This is a genomic window from Amycolatopsis sp. lyj-108 (assembly GCF_046549005.1).
Taxonomy (GTDB): Bacteria; Actinomycetota; Actinomycetes; order Mycobacteriales; family Pseudonocardiaceae; genus Amycolatopsis.
In genome coordinates, this window is sequence record NZ_JAJPWQ010000004.1 from 386153 (window position 1) to 404191 (window position 18039).

Sequence of the window (18039 nt, forward strand, 5' to 3'; positions counted from 1 at the left end):
CGTCAGTGGCCCATGCCGAGGCCGCCGTCGACCGGCAGCACCGCGCCGTTGACGTACCCGGCCTCTTCGGAGGCGAGGTAGCGGACGGCGGCGGCGATCTCCGACGGCTCGGCGTACCGGCCGGAGGGAACCTGGGCGAGGATCTCCTTCTTGCGGTCCTCGCCGAGTTCGTCGGTCATGTCCGTGGCGACGAAGCCCGGCGCGATGACGTTCGAGGTGATGTTGCGCGAGCCCAGCTCACGCGCGAGCGAACGGGCGAGACCGACGAGACCCGCCTTGCTCGCCGCGTAGTTGACCTGGCCCGCCGAGCCGGTGAGGCCGACGACGGACGAGATGAAGATGTAGCGGCCCCACTTGCCGCGCAGCATGCCGCGCGAGGCGCGTTTGGCGACCCGGTAGGCGCCGGTGAGGTTGGCGTCCACCACGCGGGTGAACTGCTCCTCGCTCATCCGCATGAGGAGGGTGTCGTCGGTCATGCCCGCGTTCGCGACGAGGACCTCGACCGGACCCTGGTGCTCCTCGACGAGCTTGAAGGCGGCGTCGATCTGCTCGGCGTCGGTGACGTCGGCCTGCACGCCGAAGAGACCGTCGGGTGCTCCGGAACCGCGGTGCGTGATCGCGACCTTGTGCCCCTGCGCCGCGAGGTCCTTCGCGATCGCCAAACCGATGCCGCGGTTGCCGCCGGTGACCAGTACCGACCGTCCCACAGAGCTCTCCTCGCCTCGTCGTGTCGCGCTGACGGCACTGAGGTTATCGGCTCGCCCGGCGCCCGCCGGAGCCGCGCCACCCCTACCTCCGGGTAACCGCGACCGTCCTAAGCGGATGTTAGGAACCGCGCCGAAACCTTGCCCGGCGGTCACGGATTGTTCACCGTGAGCCGGAACACAGGAGGTCAAAGATGACAACCCGGATCGGCGAATCCTCGCCGCCCGTGAGCGAGAGGCGAGTCGTCGGCAACGTGCTGCGCGGCTCGATCGGCAACCTGGTCGAGTGGTACGACTGGTACGCCTACGCCGCCTTCACCACGTACTTCGCCAAGTCCTTCTTCCCCACCAAGGACACGACGGCGGCCTTCCTCGGCACCGCGGCGGTCTTCGCCGTCGGTTTCCTCATGCGACCGCTCGGCGGCTGGATGCTGGGCCGCTTCGCCGACCGCTTCGGGCGACGAAGCGCACTCGTGCTTTCCGTCACGTTGATGGCGGCGGGGTCGCTGATGATCGCGGTCACCCCGACCTACGCCTCGATCGGGATCGCCGCACCGATCCTGCTGCTGGTGGCCCGGCTCGTCCAAGGGCTCTCGGTCGGCGGGGAGTATTCGACCTCCGCGACCTATCTGTCCGAAGTGGCCACTCCGGGCAAACGCGGCTTCTACTCCAGCTTCCAGTACGTGACACTGTACGGCGGCCAGTTGCTGGCGCTCGGTCTCCAGTTGCTGCTGCAGGCCATCCTGACCGAACAGCAGCTGACGTCGTGGGGCTGGCGGATCGCGTTCGTCGTCGGCGCGCTCGCCGCGGTCGTGGTGATGTTCCTGCGCCGCGGGATGGACGAGTCGGCCAGCTTCGAAGAGGCCAAGGCGTCCGGCACCGGCAAGGAGGCGGGCGACAAGGGCACGCTGCGCGCGCTCATCAAGTATCCCAAGGAGATCGCGCTCGTCGTCGGCCTCACCCTCGGCGGCACGGTGTCGTTCTACACCTTCGCCACCTACAGCCAGAAGTTCATGGAGAACACCGCGGGCATCCCGCGCCGGACGGTCACGCTGATCCTGTTCTGCGCGATCCTCGTCGCCGCGATCCTGCAGCCGTTCGCGGGCAAACTTTCCGACCGCATCGGCCGCCGTCCGCTGCTGATGTTCTTCGGCATCGCCGGCACGCTGCTGACCGTCCCGATCATGACGCTGATGGGCGGGACGAAGGAGCCGGTGCTCGCGTTCCTGCTGATGCTGGCCGGGCTGGTGATCGTCACCGGCTACACCTCGATCAACGCGATCGTGAAGGCCGAGCTGTTCCCGACGAAGATCCGCGCCATCGGCGTCGGTCTCCCCTACGCGCTCACCGTGGCGATCTTCGGCGGCACCGCCGAGCTCATCGCGCAGGCGCTGAAGGGCGCCGGTCACGAATCGGTGTTCTTCTTCTACGTCGCGGGCTGTGTCCTGGTGTCGCTGATCGTGTACGGCACAATGCGGGAAACCTCGAAGACCTCGGAGCTGGACAAGAAGAGCCGGCCCGAGCCCGAGCTCGTGTCCGGCCGAGAAGGCTAGGCGGGAAGGTATGGCCGTGCGGGTGCTGCTCGTCGAAGACGACGCCGGTGTCGCCGACGCGCTCGCCGAAGCCCTGCAATCGCGCGGCCATACCGTCTCCCACGCGATCCGCGGCAGCGACGCCCTGCACCGGCATCGCGCGGCCGACGTGATCCTGCTGGACCTCAACCTGCCGGACATGCACGGGCTCGACGTGCTCAGGAAGGTCCGGCAGGTCTCTCCGGTGCCGGTGCTCGTGCTCACCGCGAGCGGGGACGAGCGGTCCGTGGTGCGCGGACTGCGGCTCGGCGCCGACGACTACCTGACCAAACCGGTCCGCCTTGCCGAACTGCTGGCGAGGATGGACGCGGTCGTCCGGCGTGCCGCGGTCTCGGCGACGCCGCAGGACGGCGTCGTCCGCGTCGAGGACGTCGAGATCGACCTCGGCGCGCGGCGCGTGCTCGTCGACGGGACCGACATCGGGCTCACCGCCAAGGAATTCGCCGTCCTGGCCGTGCTCGCCGCGCGGCCGGGCACCGCGGTGAGCCGCCAGCAGCTGATGGACGAGGTCTGGGGCGACGCGTACCTCGCGGTCTCCCGTTCGCTCGACGTGCACCTGACCCAGCTGCGCGCGAAGCTCGACCGGCCGGGACTGCTCACCACGATCCGGGGTTTCGGCTACCGCCTCGGCCGGGGCTGACCGGTGCGCACCCGGCTGCTGGTCGTCCTCGTCGCGCTCGCGCTGACCGTGGTCGCCGCGTTCGCGATCCCGCTGTTCGGGTCGACCGCCGCGCAGCGGACCCAGCAGCTGGTGATCGCCCGCAACGCCGACGTCGACCGGTTCGTCGTCCTCGCCCAGCAAGCCGTCGACGCCGGGGACGCGACCACGCTGACGGTCGACGCCGCGCGGTATTCGTCGTTATACAGCGAGGCCGTCGTGGTGGTCGACGCGCGCGGTGGGCCGCTGGTCGAAACCGGCGGGATGACCGCCGGGGAACCGGTGGTCCGCTCACTCGTCGAAGCCGCGCTGCGCAACCAGCTCGCGAAGGGACCAGAGCAGCTGAGCCCGTGGTCGGCGGATCCGGTCTACTTCGCCCGCCCGGTGGGCACCGGGACGCGGGTGGCCGGTGTGGTCGTCCTTCGCGCGTCGGTGACCGCGGCGGCGGCCGACGTCGCCACCCGCTGGGCCACGATCGTCGCGGGCGCGGCGCTGGTCGCGGCGCTGTTCGTACTGCTCGCGGTCCTGCTGGCCCGCTGGATGGTGCGGCCGCTGCACGAATTGGAGACCGGCGTGCAGGCGGTGACCGAGGGGCATCGCGCCCAGGTTCCCGATCGGGCGGGGCCCCGCGAGCTGCGTTCGCTCGCGACGTCGTTCAACCGGATGTCCGACGCCGTCGTCGAGGCGTCCGAGCAGCAGCGGCGGCTCGTCGCGGACGCGTCGCATCAGCTGCGCAATCCCATGGCCGCCTTGCGATTGCGGGTGGATTCGCTGGCCGCGCAGGTCGATGGGGACGGCCAGCGGGCCTACCGGGCGACGGTCGCGGAGGTCGAGCGCCTGGAGTCCCTGCTCGACGGGTTGCTCGCGCTGGCGCTCGCCGAAAGCGCCGCGACCCGGCTCGCCGCTGGGGAATCCGGCGACGAACCCTGCGATCTCCCGGCCGTACTGGCCGAACGCGTCGACGCGTGGCGTCCCTCGGCGGACGACGCGGGAGTCCGCCTCGCGGCGTCGCAAGGCCACGACGAGCCGGTGCCCGTGCGGTGCCCGGAAAGCGATCTCGCCCAAGTGCTGGACGTCCTGCTGGACAACGCGGTGCACTACGCGGGCCGCGGCGCCACGATCACCACCGGCTACGAGACCGGTGACACGACCGCCACGGTCTTCGTGTCCGACAACGGTCCTGGACTGTCCACAGAGGACCGTGAACGGGCGACCGAACGGTTCTGGCGGGCAGGCGGCGACGGCGCGCCGCGCGGGACGGGACTCGGCCTCTCGATCGCGAACCAGCACGTGCTCGCCCGGGGCGGGAAACTCGAACTGCGCCAAGCCGAACCGCACGGACTCGAAGTCCGCGTCGAACTCCCTCTCGCGACAGGGGAAAAGCCGTGACCGTCACCAGGCGTACGGCGATCCTCGCTGGGCTCGCCACCCTCGCGGGCTGCTCGACGGCCGGCTACCGGGGGCCGGAGCGGGAGGTCGTCATCTCGGCGGGCGAGAGCGGCGGCTTCTATCTCGCCTTCGCGGAACTGCTGGCCCAGCAGCTGAACCGGGCGGAGCCGCGGCTGCGCGCGACGGCCGTCGCCACCGAGGCCAGCGTCGAGAACCTGCGGCGGCTGCGGGACGGCCGGGCCGATCTCGGGCTCGTCCTCGGCGACGTCGCCGAGGCGGCCTTCACCGGCGCGGAGCCGTTCTCCGTCCCGATCGCCTTCTCGGCCATCGGCCGCGTCTACGAGAACTACCACCAGCTCGTGGTCCGCGCGGACGGCCGCGTGCGGTCGCTCGCCGATCTGGCCGGACGACCGGTGGCGATGGGCGCGAGCGGCTCCGGCGTGGCGGTGTTCAGCTCACGGCTGTTCGCCCGCGCCCAAGTGCCGGTGAAGGCGAAGAACCTGCTCCTGGGTGAAGCGATCAACGCGTTGGCGGCACACGAGGTCGACGCGCTGCTCTGGTCCGGCGGGATCCCGACTCCCGCGCTCACCGAGCTCAACCGGTCCACCGCGATCACCCTGCTCCCCCTCGACGCCCAGCTGCCGGCGCTACGGACGGGCTACGGCCCGGTGTACGACCAGGTCCACGTCCCTGCGCAGGCCTACCAGGGCGTCGGCGAACTGCGGACGATCGGCGTCGCGAACCTGTTGCTGGCCGCCCCTTCACTGCCCGACGACGTCGCGGCCGCCGTCGCGCGCGTGCTGGCCGGACACGCCGCCGACCTCGTCCCGGCGCCCGCCGTCGGAACCCAGTTCCTCGACGTCCGGACGCTGATCGGCACTGGCAAGGTCCCGCTGCATCCTGGTGCCGCGTCGGCCTACCGTGCCCTGCACGGGTGACCCGCGCTCCATCTTCAGAGGGATGCGCGCCGACCTCGCGCGCTGCCAGGGTCGGAGGCAGGCGGCCGCCGGGCCGCCCCGATCTGGAAGGACTCCAGCAGTGGGCGAATTCATGCGGTCGTCGCAACATGGTCTACATGGGACAGTGTCATCGAGACACACCAGGGTGGTGCGGGGTTCGGCGCTGATCGCGGGCCTCGCGCTCGCGGGCGGGCTCGCCACGGCGGCCCCCGCCGTCGCGGCCGACCAGGCCAAGCTCACCGCACCGGCTCTCACCGGCCACCACGACGTCGGCACCACCGACCTCCACCTCGTCGACCAGTCCCGCCCCGATCCGTGGAAACCGGAACGGCGCCGGGAACTCATGGTCACCGTCACCTATCCGGCGGACCGGTTCGCCGACGGACCGCGCGCGCCGTGGCTCACGCCCGGCATCAGCGGCGTCATCGACCAGACGCTGGCGAGCAAGGACTATCTCGATCTCCCGGCGGGCTCCATCGATTGGAAGTCGGCAAAGCGGCGGGCCGAGCTCGGCGTTCCCGCGGCGCACGGCGCGCCCAAGCCGGTCGCGCTCTTCTCGCCCGGTTTCGGCGGGCCTCGGGAGACGTACTCGGCGATCGTCGACGATCTGGCCAGCCGCGGCTACGTCGTCGTCTCGCTCTCGCACACCTACGAGAGCGCGGCGGTCGAATTCCCCGGCGGGCGGCTCGAAACGGCCCTGCCGCCGGGCGAGGGCCCCGAATTCATGAAGAAGGCGCTCGACGCGCGGGTCGGTGACACCCGATTCGTCCTCGACCAGCTCGCGAAGATCGCCCGCGGCGAGAATCCCGACGCGGAGAAGCGGCAGCTCCCCCGCGGCCTCGGCTGGTCACTCGACCTGTCCCGGGTCGGTGCCTACGGGCATTCCTACGGCGGGTTCACCTCCGGCGAGGCGATGGTGCACGACCGCCGGATCGACGCCGGGATCAACCTGGACGGCGCGATGGCGACCGCGTTCGGCTACCCGCCGGGCAGTGCCTACGTGCCCGGCGAGGTCACGAAACGCGGCCTGGACCGGCCGTTCATGCTGATGGGCGCCGAGGGCGTCGACGAGAACGGGAAGCCGCTGGAGCACACGCACAAGCAGCCCGATTTCGACCGCAGCTGGGCGGACTTCTGGGCCAACCAGCGGGGCTGGAAGCGGGACCTGCTGCTGCGCGGCGGCAGCACGCACATGGCCTACAGCGATCTTCAGGTCGTCGTGCCGCAGCTCGGTTCGCGAGTCGCGCCGGAGAAGCGTGAGGCGGTCATCGGCACCATCGATCCCCGCCGATCGCTGGCCGCGCAACGGGAGTACATCGGCGCGTTCTTCGATCTGCACCTGAAGGGCCGCGACCGGCACCTGTTCGACGGCGAGTCGCCGCGCCACCCGAATATCGATTTCATCGACTGAGAAGGGGCCGTGAGTGGTAAGGACGGTTAGGGCCAAGGGTGGCTTAGGTACCTGCGTGGATTCCCGCTGCGGTTGATCTCAGGCTCGGTCCGTGAAGGACTCCAGTCAGGCGCTCACGTGAGTTTCCTGGGGATGTCGTGAAGGGCCCCTTTGAGACGATGAAGGTCTCAAAGGGGCCCTTCACGACATAAGAGCTCGACGCCGGGCCCCTTCCTCGAACCGAGGGAAGGAGGCCTTCACGTAAGTTGGAAACCGTGACAGAGCCACGGAAACCGATCGTCGAAATGCCGCTGCGCGTGCGCTACCACGAATGCGACGGACAGGGCATCGTGTTCAACGCGAACTACCTCGCCTACGTCGACATGGCCATGTTCGAAGTGGAGAAAGCCCTCTTCGGCTCACACGAAGCGGCACTGGACAGCGGCGTCGACGTCGTCGTCGCCGAGTCGAACCTCCGCTATCGCGCGCCCTGCCGCTACGACGACGAACTGGTCGTGGCCGTGTACCTCAACCACCTCGGCACGACGTCGCTGATCATCGACTTCGAGATCAGCCGCGGCGGTGACCTGTGCACGGAAGTGAAGACCCGCTACGTCTTCGTCGACCCGAAGACGCTCAAGAAGGCGGCGCCACCCGCGTCGGTGCGCGAGGTGTACGCCGCCCTCCTGCCCGCTCAGGCGGACTGAACGCCGGGGCGCCGGTCCTCGACGACGTAGCTGGCCCGCGTGCTGATCGGCGCGCCGGGGGTGTTGACGAACGGCACCACCCGGAAGTCGCTCCGCCAGCGCTGCCGGTTGACGTTGACCCGGACGTATCCGCGCTGGCTGTTGAAGAACTTCATGTGCGGGTTGGCCTTCAGCAGGTTCTCACCGCCAGGTGTCATGTCGGCGCCGTTGCCGCCGCTGGTGATCGACGTCCCGACGAACTCGCTCGCGACGGTGGGCGAACCCGGGTCGCCGAAGTCGCGTTTGAGGTCCCACGCGTAGTTCTGGTGCCTGTCGCCGGTGATGACCACCAGGTTCCGCACCCCGCGGTCCTGCGCGGCCGCGAGCACGCGGTCGCGGTCGGCGACGTAGCCGTCCCACGGGTCGAGGTAGACGTTCGTGGCCTCGCCGGCGTCGGTGTCGGTCTGGCCCATCGGCGCCTGGTTGCCGAGGATCTGCCACCGCGCGCGGGATCGGGAGAAGCCGTCGAGCAGCCAGTCCCGCTGTTCCGAGCCGAGCAGCGTGCGGTCCTGGTCGAACCGCTCGGTGCAGTTCGCCGACTGGCCGTCACCGCACGGCTGGTCGTCACGGTACTGGCGGGTGTCGAGCATGGTGAAGTCGGCCAGCGTGCCGTAGCTCAACCGCCGGTGAAGCCGTGCGTCCGGCCCCTTCGGCAGCTGGGCGATGCGGTACGGCAGGTGCTCGTACATCGCCTGGAACGCCTCGGCGCGCCGACGGCGGAAGACCGCGCGGTCCTGGTCCGGTTCCTTGTCGATCTGCGAGATGTCGCCCGCCCAGTTGTTCTCCACCTCGTGGTCGTCGTTGACGTGGATCCACGGGAAGGCGGCGTGCGCGGCCATCAGCGGCGCTTCGGACTTGTAGAGCGCGTACTGGAGCCGGTAGCGGGCCAGATCGAAGGTCTCGCCCTTGAACTGCGGCCCCACCGGCGTGCCGCGGCCGACACCCGTGACGCCGCTTTCGTAGAGGTAGTCGCCCAGGTGCACGACCAGGTCGAGGTCCTCGGCCGCCATGTGCTCGTACGCGGTGAAGTGCCCGGCCTCCCAGTTCTGGCACGACGCGAACGCGAAGTTCAGCTCGCGCGGCGACGACCACGCGACGGGCGCCGTCCGGGTGCGGCCGACCGGCGAGACCTCGTCACCGGTGCGGAAGCGGTAGAAGTACTCGTGATCCGGTGCGAGGCCGTGGATCTCGGGGTGCACGGAGTGGCCGAGTTCGGGCGTGGCGACCACGGATCCGCGGCGGATCACGGCGCGGAAGCGCTCGTCGAGCGACACCTCGTACTCGACGCGGACCGGCGTCCGCGGCATACCGCCGAAGCCGTCGGCCTCGTAGGGCTTCGGCGCGAGCCGGGTCCAGAGCACGACACCGCCGGGCAACGGGTCACCCGACGCGACACCGAGCGTGAACGGGTTTCCGGCACCGCGAGCGAGCGGCATCGCGCCGGCGGCGTTCCAGGCACCGGTCCCCAGCAGGACGGCGGCCGCGCCGGCGGAGCCATAACCGAGGAAGCGACGCCGCGACAGGGGGTGAGGGAGCGAAGGCATGAAGCCCTCCTGTGGTGGGATGGTCACGGGCGGGCCTCATGCTCGTCCGGCTTGATGGCCACCCGGCCGCGCTCAGGCGAAGCGCCCGTGAACGAAAGACGATCAACCCTCGTGTTCCGCATCCTGTTCTACCGCCCGGAAATCCCGCCCAACACGGGTAACGCGATCCGCTTGACCGCGAACACCGGCTGCGAACTCCACCTGGTGGAGCCACTCGGTTTCACGCTGGAGGACAAGCAGCTACGGCGTGCCGGGCTCGACTACCACGACCTCGCGCGCGTCCACGTGCACGCGGATCTCGACGCCGCGTGGGCGGCGCTGCTCCCCGCCCGGGTCTACGCGTTCAGCGCTTCGGCGACACGGCTGCACACAGACGTCGCGTACGAGCCCGGAGACGTGCTGATGTTCGGACCGGAGTCGGCGGGGCTGCCCGCGGACGTGCAGGAGTCCGCGCAGGTGACCGACCGGGTGCGGCTGCCGATGCTGCCGACGAGCCGGTCACTGAACCTGTCGAACACCGCGGCGATCGCCGTCTACGAGGCTTGGCGGCAGAACGGCTTCGCGACCCCCTGAGGCACTCCCCCATGCTATGAAAGGTCCTTTCCTTGCAAAATTTGCAAGGAAAGGACCTTTCATAGCACTCTCGGGAGCCAGATCAGGGCAGTCGCTGCCCCAGGAAGAGTGAAGCCGCCGCCCCGATCATCAAGATCAGCGTCCCCAGAATCACCCAAGGCCTGCTCGCGTCGGCGTCCTTCAGCTCGTATCCGATCTGCTCGCCGAGGTCGTCGTACACACGTTTCAGTTCGTCCGCGCTCGCCGCCTTGTAGAAGTCGCCGCCCGAAAGCCGGGCGATCTCCTCCAGCGATTCGTCGTCGACCTTCACGTCCTGCGGTTTGCCGTCGATGTCGACGGAGCCGTGCGTGGTCCCGAACGAGATCGACGAGATCGGCACCTGGGCCTGCTTCGCCGCCTGCGCGGCCGTGTAGCCACCTCGCGGGGCGTACAGGTCGTCCGGCACGGTCTGCTTGCCGTCACTCATCAGGACGATGCGGGCGGGCGGCGGGCCTTCCGCGCCGCCGACGATCGCCGAGAAGCTTTCGATCGACTGCAACGCGGCGAAGATCCCTTCACCGGTGGCCGTCGACTGCGCCAGCTTGAGGTTGTCGATCGCCTTCACCACGCCGCCGCGGTCGGTGGTCGGCGCGACCAGCACGGTCGCCGTCCCCGCGAAGGAGATCAACCCGAGGTTCACCCCGGGGGTCATGTTCTGCGCGAACGACCGCGCCGACTCCTGGGCCGCCTTCAACCGGGTCGGGGCGACGTCGGTCGCTTCCATCGACAGCGAGGTGTCGATCACCAGCATCACGGTCGCCCGGTTGCGCGGCACCTTCTGCTCGGCCGTCGGCCCGGCGAGCGCGACGGTCAGCACCAGCAGCGAAAGCACGATCAGGATGGCGGGAACGTGCCGCACCCATCCCTGGCTCTTCGGCGCGACCTTCTCCAGCAGTTCCAGGTTGGCGAACCGCATGGTGCGCTTGCGCCGCGCGCGCTGCGAGAGCACGTACCCGACGGCCACCGCGGCGACCGCCAGCAGCAGCAGGAACCACCACGGCGACGCGAATCCGGTCAGGCTCACGCGACACCACCGGACCAGCGGCGCTTGCGGGCCACCACGAACCGGACCATGTCCGCGATCCAGTCCGAATCGGTGCGCAGCACCAGATGCGCGGCACCGGCCCGGCGCAGCGCGGCAGCGACCTCCTGCCGGTGAGCATGCGCCGCGGCGCCGAATTCCTTACGCAGCAAGGCCGAAGCGTGCACTTCGCGCTGTTTCCCTGTCTCCGGGTCGGCCAGCACGACGGTGCCCACGTCGGGCAGGTCGATGTCGCGCGGGTCGAGGACTTCGATGGCGATGAGGTCGTGGTGCCCGCCGAGCGCGCGCAACGGACGCTGCCATTCCATGTCACCGAGGAAGTCGGAGATCACGACGGCGAGCCCGCGACGGCGAGGCGGGCGGCGCAGTTTCTCCAGCGCCGCGGCGAGATCCCCGCGGACACCTTCCTCGGCACGCGGGGTTTCGGCGATCTTGCGGACCAGTCCCCGCGCGTGCGGGAGCCCGCCGCGCGCCGGGATGCGCGTGATGCTGCCCGCCCCGTTGGAGACGAGCGCGCCGATCCGGTTGCCGCCACCGCCGGTCAGGTGGGCGACGGCGGCCGTCGCGCAGACGACCAGGTCTCGCTTCTCGCACAGCGCCGTGCCGAAGTCGAGACTCGCGGACACGTCCGCCACCAGCCATGTCTCCAGCTCGCGGTCGGCGACGGTCTCCCGGATGTGCGGGCTCGTCGTCCGCGCGGTGACCGCCCAGTCCATCCGGCGGACGTCGTCGCCGGGCTGGTACGGCCGGGCCTCCCCCGGTTCCGAACCGGGCCCCGGCACCAGGCCGAGATGGTTTCCCTGCAGCAGACCGTCGAGACGGCGGCGCACGTCGAGTTCGAGCGTGCGCAGGCCCGCCTCCATCCGCTCCCCGCGGAGTACCGGCGGAGCCCAGGAAGGACGTTCGCCCTTCTCGTTCTTCACGCGAGTTCCTTACCTGACGGGTGCGCCGGCCGGGACCGGGCCGCTCTGCCCGGCGCCGCCCTGCGGGCGGGCCGAGACCTGCGGCAACGGCACGGTCTGCAGCACCCGCGTGATGATGTGGTCGATGGGGACGCCGTCGGCCAGCGCGTCGTAGGACAGCACGAGCCGGTGGCGCAGCACGTCGGGAACGACGTCGACGACGTCCTGCGGCAGCACGTAGTCCCGGCCGCGGACCAGGGCCAGCGCCCGCGAGGCGGCGATGATGCCGAGGCTGGCACGCGGCGAGGCGCCATAGGACACCCAGCCCGCGACGTCGGCGAGGCCGTGGTCGTTCGGGGTACGGGTGGTGAGCACGAGGCGGACGACGTAGTCGACCAGCGCGTGGTGCACGAACACCTGCGAGGCCACGCCCTGCAGGCGGACCAGTTCACCCGGGGACAGCACCTCTTGTGGGGTGGGCGCGGTGACGCCCATCCGGTAGATGATCTCCCGCTCTTCCTCGGCGGTCGGGTACTCGACGACGATCTTGAACAGGAACCGGTCACGCTGCGCCTCGGGCAGCGGGTACACGCCCTCGTTCTCGATCGGGTTCTGCGTGGCGAGCACGAGGAACGGGTCGGGCATCGGATGAGTCTGGCCGCCGATCGACACGTGCCGCTCGGCCATCACCTCGAGCATCGCCGACTGCACCTTGGCAGGCGCGCGGTTGATCTCATCGGCGAGCACGAAGTTCGCCACCACCGGGCCGAGCTCGACGTCGAACCGCTCGGCGCCCTGCCGGTAGATCCGGGTGCCGAGGATGTCGGCGGGGACCAGGTCCGGGGTGAACTGCACGCGCGAGAACGAGCCGCCGACCACTCGCGCGAAGGTCTCGACGGCGAGGGTCTTCGCGACGCCGGGAACACCTTCGAGCAGGAGGTGCCCCCTGGCCAGCAGGCCGACCAGCATTCGTTCGACCAGCCTGTCCTGGCCGACGATGATCCGCTTGACCTCGAACACGGTCCGCTCCAGCAACTGGGCGTCCCGCGCCGGCGTTCCGGGCTGCTGCTGCGCGCCATCGGCGTAGCCGGGCTCGGTCACTCGTGCCTCCTGTGTTCCCCGCTTGCGTTCTTGCGTCCGGATGTGACCGTAGTGGTCGGTGACACAGCCGTTCGTGAAGGTAGCCAACCCGATCAGCGGTATGACGGCTGTGAAGGCCTCGGTGACGCCTGGGGACCTACGGCGAACTTGGCGCGCGAAGGCCCGAGTGCACCGAGGGTCCCTTCAGGTACTTCAGCGGCGAGGCGGCTCACCGGTACCGAGCCGGTCAAGCCTCGTGAGCGGTAAGGACGGTTAGAACCATCCGTACCCCTCACGACCACACCTACGAGAGCCGGTCCAGATCCTCCGGCGTGTCGATGTCGTCGCTCTCGCCCGGCTCCTCGGGGACCTCGACGATGTCCAGCCCGCCCAGCGTCCGCCGCAGCGAGGCGTTCTCCACCGTCTCCGGCAAGGCCGCGCGCAGCGCCTCGGCGCGCCAGGCGCCGAGCAGCCACTGCCGCTCCCCCGAACCGTCGACCAGAACCGCGCCCGACGCGGCACCGAGTGCGGCCACCAGCCGATCCACAGTGGACTTCCGGACGCCGGCGAGGTCACCGGCCAGCACCACGACGAGCTCCGTGCGCACCAACGCGAGCCCGGCGGCCAGCGCGGCCACCGGACCCGTTCCGGGCGAAGCTTCCCGAGTCCAGACGACGTCGCCGAAACCCGGTCGTTCCGGGCCGACGACGATCACCGGATCCGCGTCCTCGAGCGCGGCCAGCGCCCTGGCCAGCAACGGTTTCCCTCCGACGGGGAGCGCGGGTTTGTCCACACCGGACAGGCGACGCGCGGCGCCGCCAGCCAGCACGATCCCCGCGTGAGTCACGCTCAGCCGATCAAGCGGGTCGCGTACGGCATGATGCCGCCGTAGCGCACCGGCGCGATGCGCACCCGCAGACCCGACTGCGGCGCCTCGACCATCTGCCCGTTCCCGAGGTACATCGCGACGTGGTGGATGCCTCGCGCGCTGCCGCCCCAGAAGAGCATGTCACCGCGGCGCATTTGCGAGAGCGGCACTTTCCGCCCGGCGTTGTACTGGTAGCCGCTGTAGTGCGGGAGCGACTTCACCCCGGCGAACGCGTAGATCATCAGGCCCGAGCAGTCGAAACCGATCTTGTTGTAGTCGCCGTAACGGTCGGCCGTGCCACCGTCGCGGATGCCGCGGGTCGGACCGGCCGTGTTGCCACCGCCCCAGGCGTAGACCACGCCGAGCTGCGACAGCGCGCGCCGGACGACGGCTTCGACGCTCGCCCCGGCGGGGGCCGACTGGACGGGCCTGCCCGTCGGACGGCCGCCTCCGCCCTGACCGGGGCTGGGCCTCGATGCGGCGAGAGCGGCCTGACGAGCGCGTTCCTCGTCCTCGCGGGCCTTCTGCGCCTTCCAGTCCTCGTAGCGCTGCCGCTGCCCCTGCAGGCCGCTGACCTTCTGCTGCGCTTCGAAGAGCTGCTTCTCGACGCCCGCCTTGTCGGCTTCGAGCTTCTGATTCTGCGTGGCCTGGTTGTCCTGCGCGTGCTGGGCGGCGCTCTGCGCGTTGTCGGCCTCGTGTTTGGCCGCTTCGGCCGCGCGCTTGCGCTCCTGCGCGATCTCCAGCTTCTTGCGCGCGGTCGCGTCCTTGTTGGACTTGTCCGTCTGCGCGCGCTTCATCGTGTCGAGCGCGTTGAGCCTGCTGCCGCCGACCGCGTCGAGCATCTGGGCGCGGCCGAGGAGTTCCTTCGGGCTGTTGGCCGTCAGGTACGCCGACACCGAGCCGATGGTGCTGCCCTGCTGGAAGCTGGCGGCGGCGAACTTGTCGAGGTCGGTTCGGGCCTTGTCGATGGTCGCCTGCGCGGCGTCGGATTCGGTGCGCGCGGACTGCGCCTCGCGATCGGCCTGCGAGGCTTCGTCCTGCGCGGTCTCCGCGTCGACCCTCGCCTTGTTCGCCTCTTCCATCTTCAGCTCGACGTCGTCGTTGAGCTGGGCGAGCTTGGACTCGGCCTGGGCCAGCTGGTTCGTGAGCCTGCCGACGTCACCCGCCTTGGCGTTGGCCTCGGCCTTGCTGGAGTTGATCTCGGAGTCGCTGGGGTTCGGCGGGGGCGGCGGAACCGCGAGCCCCGTGCCCGTCACCCCGAGCAACAGCGCGGCGGCGAGCGCGCCGATGGTCATGCCACGGCGGGCACGCGTCCCAGACCCGGCTTCACCACGCACGATCCGCCCACCTCCTGATCTTGAACAATGGACTCACTGTGCCACTGCCGTCACAGCATTACCAGAAGCACCACCAGGAACTTACACACCGTAGGCACCATTTCCCCTCAACGGGGGACGAACAGACGAACGTTTCGTCACTCGAACGGCCGCAGGTCGGTGAGACCTTCATGACCCGCGTGTCGGCTTGCTTCCCAAAAAGGACGGGCGTACTGTTTGAGGAGACGAACGAGGTGTGCCATCCCGCGTCCGGACCTACGGTGGGGGTGCGCAAGACTCGCTCCCGGCCGACCCGAACGGCCTGGAGAACTCACCGAACTGACCCGCCACTGGAGTTAGAAGTGACCGCACCCGCCAGCAAGGACAGCTTCGGCGCCAAAGACACGCTGAAGGTGGGCGACGCCTCCTACGAGGTGTTCCGCCTGAACAAGGTCGAGGGCTCCCAGCGCCTTCCCTACAGCTTGAAGATCCTGCTCGAGAACCTGCTGCGGACCGAGGACGGCGCGAACATCACCGCCGACCACATCCGCGCGCTCGGCGACTGGGACGCCAAGGCCGACCCGTCGATCGAGATCCAGTTCACGCCCGCCCGCGTGATCATGCAGGACTTCACCGGCGTGCCCTGTGTCGTCGACCTCGCCACCATGCGCGAGGCCGTCACCGACCTCGGCGGCGACCCGGACAAGGTCAACCCGCTCGCCCCCGCCGAGCTGGTCATCGACCACTCCGTCATCATCGACGTCTTCGGCCGCGCGGACGCCTTCGAGCGCAACGTCGAGATCGAGTACGAGCGCAACCGCGAGCGCTACCAGTTCCTGCGCTGGGGCCAGGGCGCCTTCGACGAGTTCAAGGTCGTCCCGCCGGGCACCGGCATCGTGCACCAGGTCAACATCGAGCACCTCGCGCGCACGGTGATGGCTCGCAACGGCCAGGCGTACCCCGACTCCTGCGTCGGCACCGACTCGCACACCACCATGGTCAACGGCCTCGGCGTGCTGGGCTGGGGCGTCGGCGGCATCGAGGCCGAGGCCGCCATGCTGGGCCAGCCGGTCTCCATGCTCATCCCGCGCGTCGTGGGCTTCAAGCTCACCGGCGAGATCCCGACCGGCGTGACCGCCACCGACGTCGTGCTCACCATCACCGAGATGCTGCGCAAGCACGGTGTGGTCAGCAAGTTCGTCGAGTTCTACGGCGAGAGCGTCGGCGCGGTGCCGCTGGCCAACCGCGCCACCATCGGCAACATGAGCCCGGAGTTCGGCTCCACCGCGGCGATCTTCCCGATCGACGAAGAGACCGTCCGCTACCTCAAGCTCACCGGCCGCTCCGAGGAGCAGGTCGCGCTCGTCGAGGCCTACGCCAAGGAGCAGGGCCTCTGGCACGACCCGTCGCACGAGCCGGAGTACTCCGAGTACATCGAGCTGGACCTGTCGACGGTCGTCCCGTCGATCGCCGGCCCGAAGCGCCCGCAGGACCGCATCGAGCTCACCGACGCGAAGAACTCGTTCCGCAAGTCGATCCACGACTACGTCGGCGGCGAGCAGGACACCCCGCACACCAACGTCGACGAAGCCGTCGAGGAGTCCTTCCCGGCCAGCGACCCGGCGGCCCTCTCGTTCAAGGACGAGGGCGCGGTCGACATCCAGTCCGCGGCGAACGGCCACAGCGGCCGCCCGAGCAAGCCGGTCAAGGTCAGCACGTCGGACCGCGGCGAGTTCGTCCTCGACCACGGCGCCGTGGTGATCGCCTCGATCACCTCCTGCACCAACACCTCGAACCCGTCGGTCATGCTCGGCGCGGCGCTGCTCGCCAGGAACGCGGTCGACAAGGGCCTCGCGGTCAAGCCGTGGGTCAAGACCTCGATGGCGCCGGGTTCGCAGGTCGTCACCGACTACTACAACAAGGCCGGTCTCTGGCCGTACCTGGAGAAGCTGGGCTACCACCTGGTCGGCTACGGCTGCACCACGTGTATCGGCAACTCGGGCCCGCTCTCGGACGAGATCTCCGCGGCGATCCAGGAGAACGACCTCACCGCGGTTTCGGTGCTCTCGGGCAACCGGAACTTCGAAGGCCGGATCAACCCCGACGTGAAGATGAACTACCTCGCGTCGCCGCCGCTGGTCATCGCCTACGCGCTCGCCGGCACGATGGACTTCGACTTCGAGAACCAGCCGCTCGGCCAGGACACCGACGGCAACGACGTCTTCCTGAAGGACATCTGGCCCGCGGCCAAGGAGATCCAGGAGACCATCGACTACGCGATCACGCAGGAGATGTTCACCAAGGACTACGCCGACGTCTTCGACGGTGGCGAGCGGTGGAAGTCGCTGCCGACCCCCGAAGGCAAGACCTTCGAGTGGGACGCGGAGTCCACCTACGTCCGGAAGCCCCCGTACTTCGAGGGCATGCAGGCGAAGCCGGCCCCGGTCACCGACATCGCCGGCGCGCGCGTGCTGGCGAAGCTCGGCGACTCGGTCACCACCGACCACATCTCCCCCGCCGGTGCGATCAAGCCGGGTACCCCGGCCGCGCAGTACCTGACCGAGCACGGCGTGGAGAAGAAGGACTTCAACTCCTACGGCTCGCGTCGCGGTAACCACGAGGTCATGATCCGCGGCACCTTCGCGAACATCCGGCTGCGCAACCAGCTGCTGGACGACGTGCAGGGCGGCTACACCCGCGACTTCACCCAGGACGACGCCCCGCAGGCGTTCATCTACGACGCGGCGCAGAACTACGCGGAGCGGAACATCCCGCTGGTCGTGCTGGGCGGCAAGGAGTACGGCTCCGGTTCGTCGCGTGACTGGGCGGCCAAGGGCACCTCGCTGCTGGGTGTGCGCGCGGTGATCACCGAGTCGTTCGAGCGCATCCACCGGTCGAACCTGATCGGCATGGGTGTCATCCCGCTGCAGTTCCCGGCAGGCGAGTCGGCCTCGTCGCTCGGCCTCGACGGCACCGAGACGTTCGACATCTCGGGCATCACGAAGCTGAACGACGGCGAGACCCCGCGCACGGTCCACGTCACCGCGACGAAGACCGACGGCACCAAGGTGGAGTTCGACGCGGACGTCCGCATCGACACCCCTGGTGAGGCGGACTACTACCGCAACGGCGGCATCCTGCAGTACGTCCTGCGGAAGATGACCCAGGCGTAAGCACCTCCCACGTCGGCCCCTTTCCCCGCACTTCGGGGAAAGGGGCCTTCGTCGTTCTCCGGTA

General features: G+C 69.5%; 15 protein-coding genes. 8 read left to right on the forward strand and 7 right to left on the reverse strand.

Features of this window, described 5'->3' with window-relative positions:
* Window positions 1-2 precede the first annotated feature (2 nt).
* Entirely contained in the window at window positions 3-707 is a 705-nt protein-coding gene (fabG, locus tag ACLJO0_RS17880; protein ID WP_005150154.1) for a beta-ketoacyl-ACP reductase, read from the reverse strand.
* 191 nt (window positions 708-898) lie between these two features.
* Between fabG and ACLJO0_RS17885 the strand changes: the two genes are divergently transcribed.
* The 6 genes from ACLJO0_RS17885 (at window position 899) to ACLJO0_RS17910 (ending at window position 7399) form a co-directional block, all read left to right on the forward strand.
* Window positions 899-2257, forward strand: a complete 1359-nt coding sequence (locus ACLJO0_RS17885; RefSeq protein ID WP_410579618.1) for an MFS transporter — start codon at window positions 899-901, stop codon at window positions 2255-2257.
* A gap of 10 nt (window positions 2258-2267) precedes the next feature.
* Window positions 2268-2936, forward strand: coding sequence for a response regulator transcription factor (locus ACLJO0_RS17890; RefSeq protein ID WP_125794147.1), 669 nt, complete (start codon window positions 2268-2270; stop codon window positions 2934-2936).
* Window positions 2937-2939: 3 nt separating this feature from the next.
* On the forward strand, window positions 2940-4343 hold the full coding sequence (locus ACLJO0_RS17895) for a sensor histidine kinase (protein WP_410579619.1): 1404 nt from the start codon (window positions 2940-2942) through the stop codon (window positions 4341-4343).
* Window positions 4340-5281 carry a TAXI family TRAP transporter solute-binding subunit gene (locus ACLJO0_RS17900; RefSeq protein ID WP_410579620.1) on the forward strand — a complete coding sequence of 314 codons (942 nt, stop codon included), beginning with the start codon at window positions 4340-4342 and terminating at the stop codon, window positions 5279-5281. Before ACLJO0_RS17895 ends, ACLJO0_RS17900 begins: the two co-directional genes overlap by 4 nt.
* A gap of 145 nt (window positions 5282-5426) precedes the next feature.
* Window positions 5427-6713 (forward strand): alpha/beta hydrolase family protein, encoded by a 1287-nt coding sequence (locus ACLJO0_RS17905; protein ID WP_410579621.1) that lies wholly within the window; start codon window positions 5427-5429, stop codon window positions 6711-6713.
* 254 nt (window positions 6714-6967) lie between these two features.
* A complete protein-coding gene (locus tag ACLJO0_RS17910; RefSeq protein WP_125794151.1) occupies window positions 6968-7399 on the forward strand; it encodes an acyl-CoA thioesterase in 432 nt (143 codons plus the stop codon).
* On the opposite strand, the gene ACLJO0_RS17915 is transcribed toward ACLJO0_RS17910, so the two are convergent.
* On the reverse strand, window positions 7387-8982 hold the full coding sequence (locus tag ACLJO0_RS17915) for an alkaline phosphatase D family protein (RefSeq protein WP_410579622.1): 1596 nt from the start codon (window positions 8980-8982) through the stop codon (window positions 7387-7389). The genes ACLJO0_RS17910 and ACLJO0_RS17915 overlap by 13 nt on opposite strands.
* Before the next feature lie 111 nt (window positions 8983-9093).
* On the opposite strand from ACLJO0_RS17915, the gene ACLJO0_RS17920 reads away from it, so the two are divergent.
* A complete protein-coding gene (locus ACLJO0_RS17920; protein WP_410579623.1) occupies window positions 9094-9555 on the forward strand; it encodes a tRNA (cytidine(34)-2'-O)-methyltransferase in 462 nt (153 codons plus the stop codon).
* Between the two features lie 82 nt (window positions 9556-9637).
* Here ACLJO0_RS17920 and ACLJO0_RS17925 read toward each other — a convergent pair whose 3' ends face one another.
* The 5 genes from ACLJO0_RS17925 to ACLJO0_RS17945 all read right to left on the reverse strand — a co-directional run bounded on the left by ACLJO0_RS17925 (window position 9638) and on the right by ACLJO0_RS17945 (window position 14823).
* Window positions 9638-10618: a VWA domain-containing protein gene (locus ACLJO0_RS17925; RefSeq protein ID WP_125794154.1), complete on the reverse strand. Its 981-nt coding sequence runs from the start codon at window positions 10616-10618 to the stop codon at window positions 9638-9640.
* Entirely contained in the window at window positions 10615-11499 is an 885-nt protein-coding gene (locus ACLJO0_RS17930; protein ID WP_233598847.1) for a DUF58 domain-containing protein, read from the reverse strand. The genes ACLJO0_RS17925 and ACLJO0_RS17930 overlap by 4 nt, the downstream gene beginning before the upstream one ends.
* Window positions 11500-11568: 69 nt before the next feature.
* Window positions 11569-12639, reverse strand: a complete 1071-nt coding sequence (locus ACLJO0_RS17935; protein ID WP_410579624.1) for an AAA family ATPase — start codon at window positions 12637-12639, stop codon at window positions 11569-11571.
* A gap of 283 nt (window positions 12640-12922) precedes the next feature.
* A complete protein-coding gene (locus tag ACLJO0_RS17940) occupies window positions 12923-13465 on the reverse strand; it encodes a molybdenum cofactor guanylyltransferase (RefSeq protein WP_410579625.1) in 543 nt (180 codons plus the stop codon).
* Window positions 13466-13467: 2 nt separating this feature from the next.
* A complete protein-coding gene (locus ACLJO0_RS17945) occupies window positions 13468-14823 on the reverse strand; it encodes an NlpC/P60 family protein (protein ID WP_410579626.1) in 1356 nt (451 codons plus the stop codon).
* A 341-nt stretch (window positions 14824-15164) separates the two neighbouring features.
* Between ACLJO0_RS17945 and acnA the strand changes: the two genes are divergently transcribed.
* Entirely contained in the window at window positions 15165-17975 is a 2811-nt protein-coding gene (acnA, locus tag ACLJO0_RS17950) for an aconitate hydratase AcnA (RefSeq protein WP_410579627.1), read from the forward strand.
* Window positions 17976-18039: the final 64 nt, after the last annotated feature.

Bases quoted from the DNA above. Each gene is read 5' to 3' on its own strand.
- ACLJO0_RS17930 (WP_233598847.1), bottom strand. From the start codon at position 11,499: ATGGAGGCGGGCCTGCGCACGCTCGAACTCGACGTGCGCCGCCGTCTC.
- ACLJO0_RS17885 (WP_410579618.1), top strand. From the start codon at position 899: ATGACAACCCGGATCGGCGAATCCTCGCCGCCCGTGAGCGAGAGGCGA.
- ACLJO0_RS17915 (WP_410579622.1), bottom strand. From the start codon at position 8,982: ATGCCTTCGCTCCCTCACCCCCTGTCGCGGCGTCGCTTCCTCGGTTAT.
- ACLJO0_RS17890 (WP_125794147.1), top strand. From the start codon at position 2,268: ATGGCCGTGCGGGTGCTGCTCGTCGAAGACGACGCCGGTGTCGCCGAC.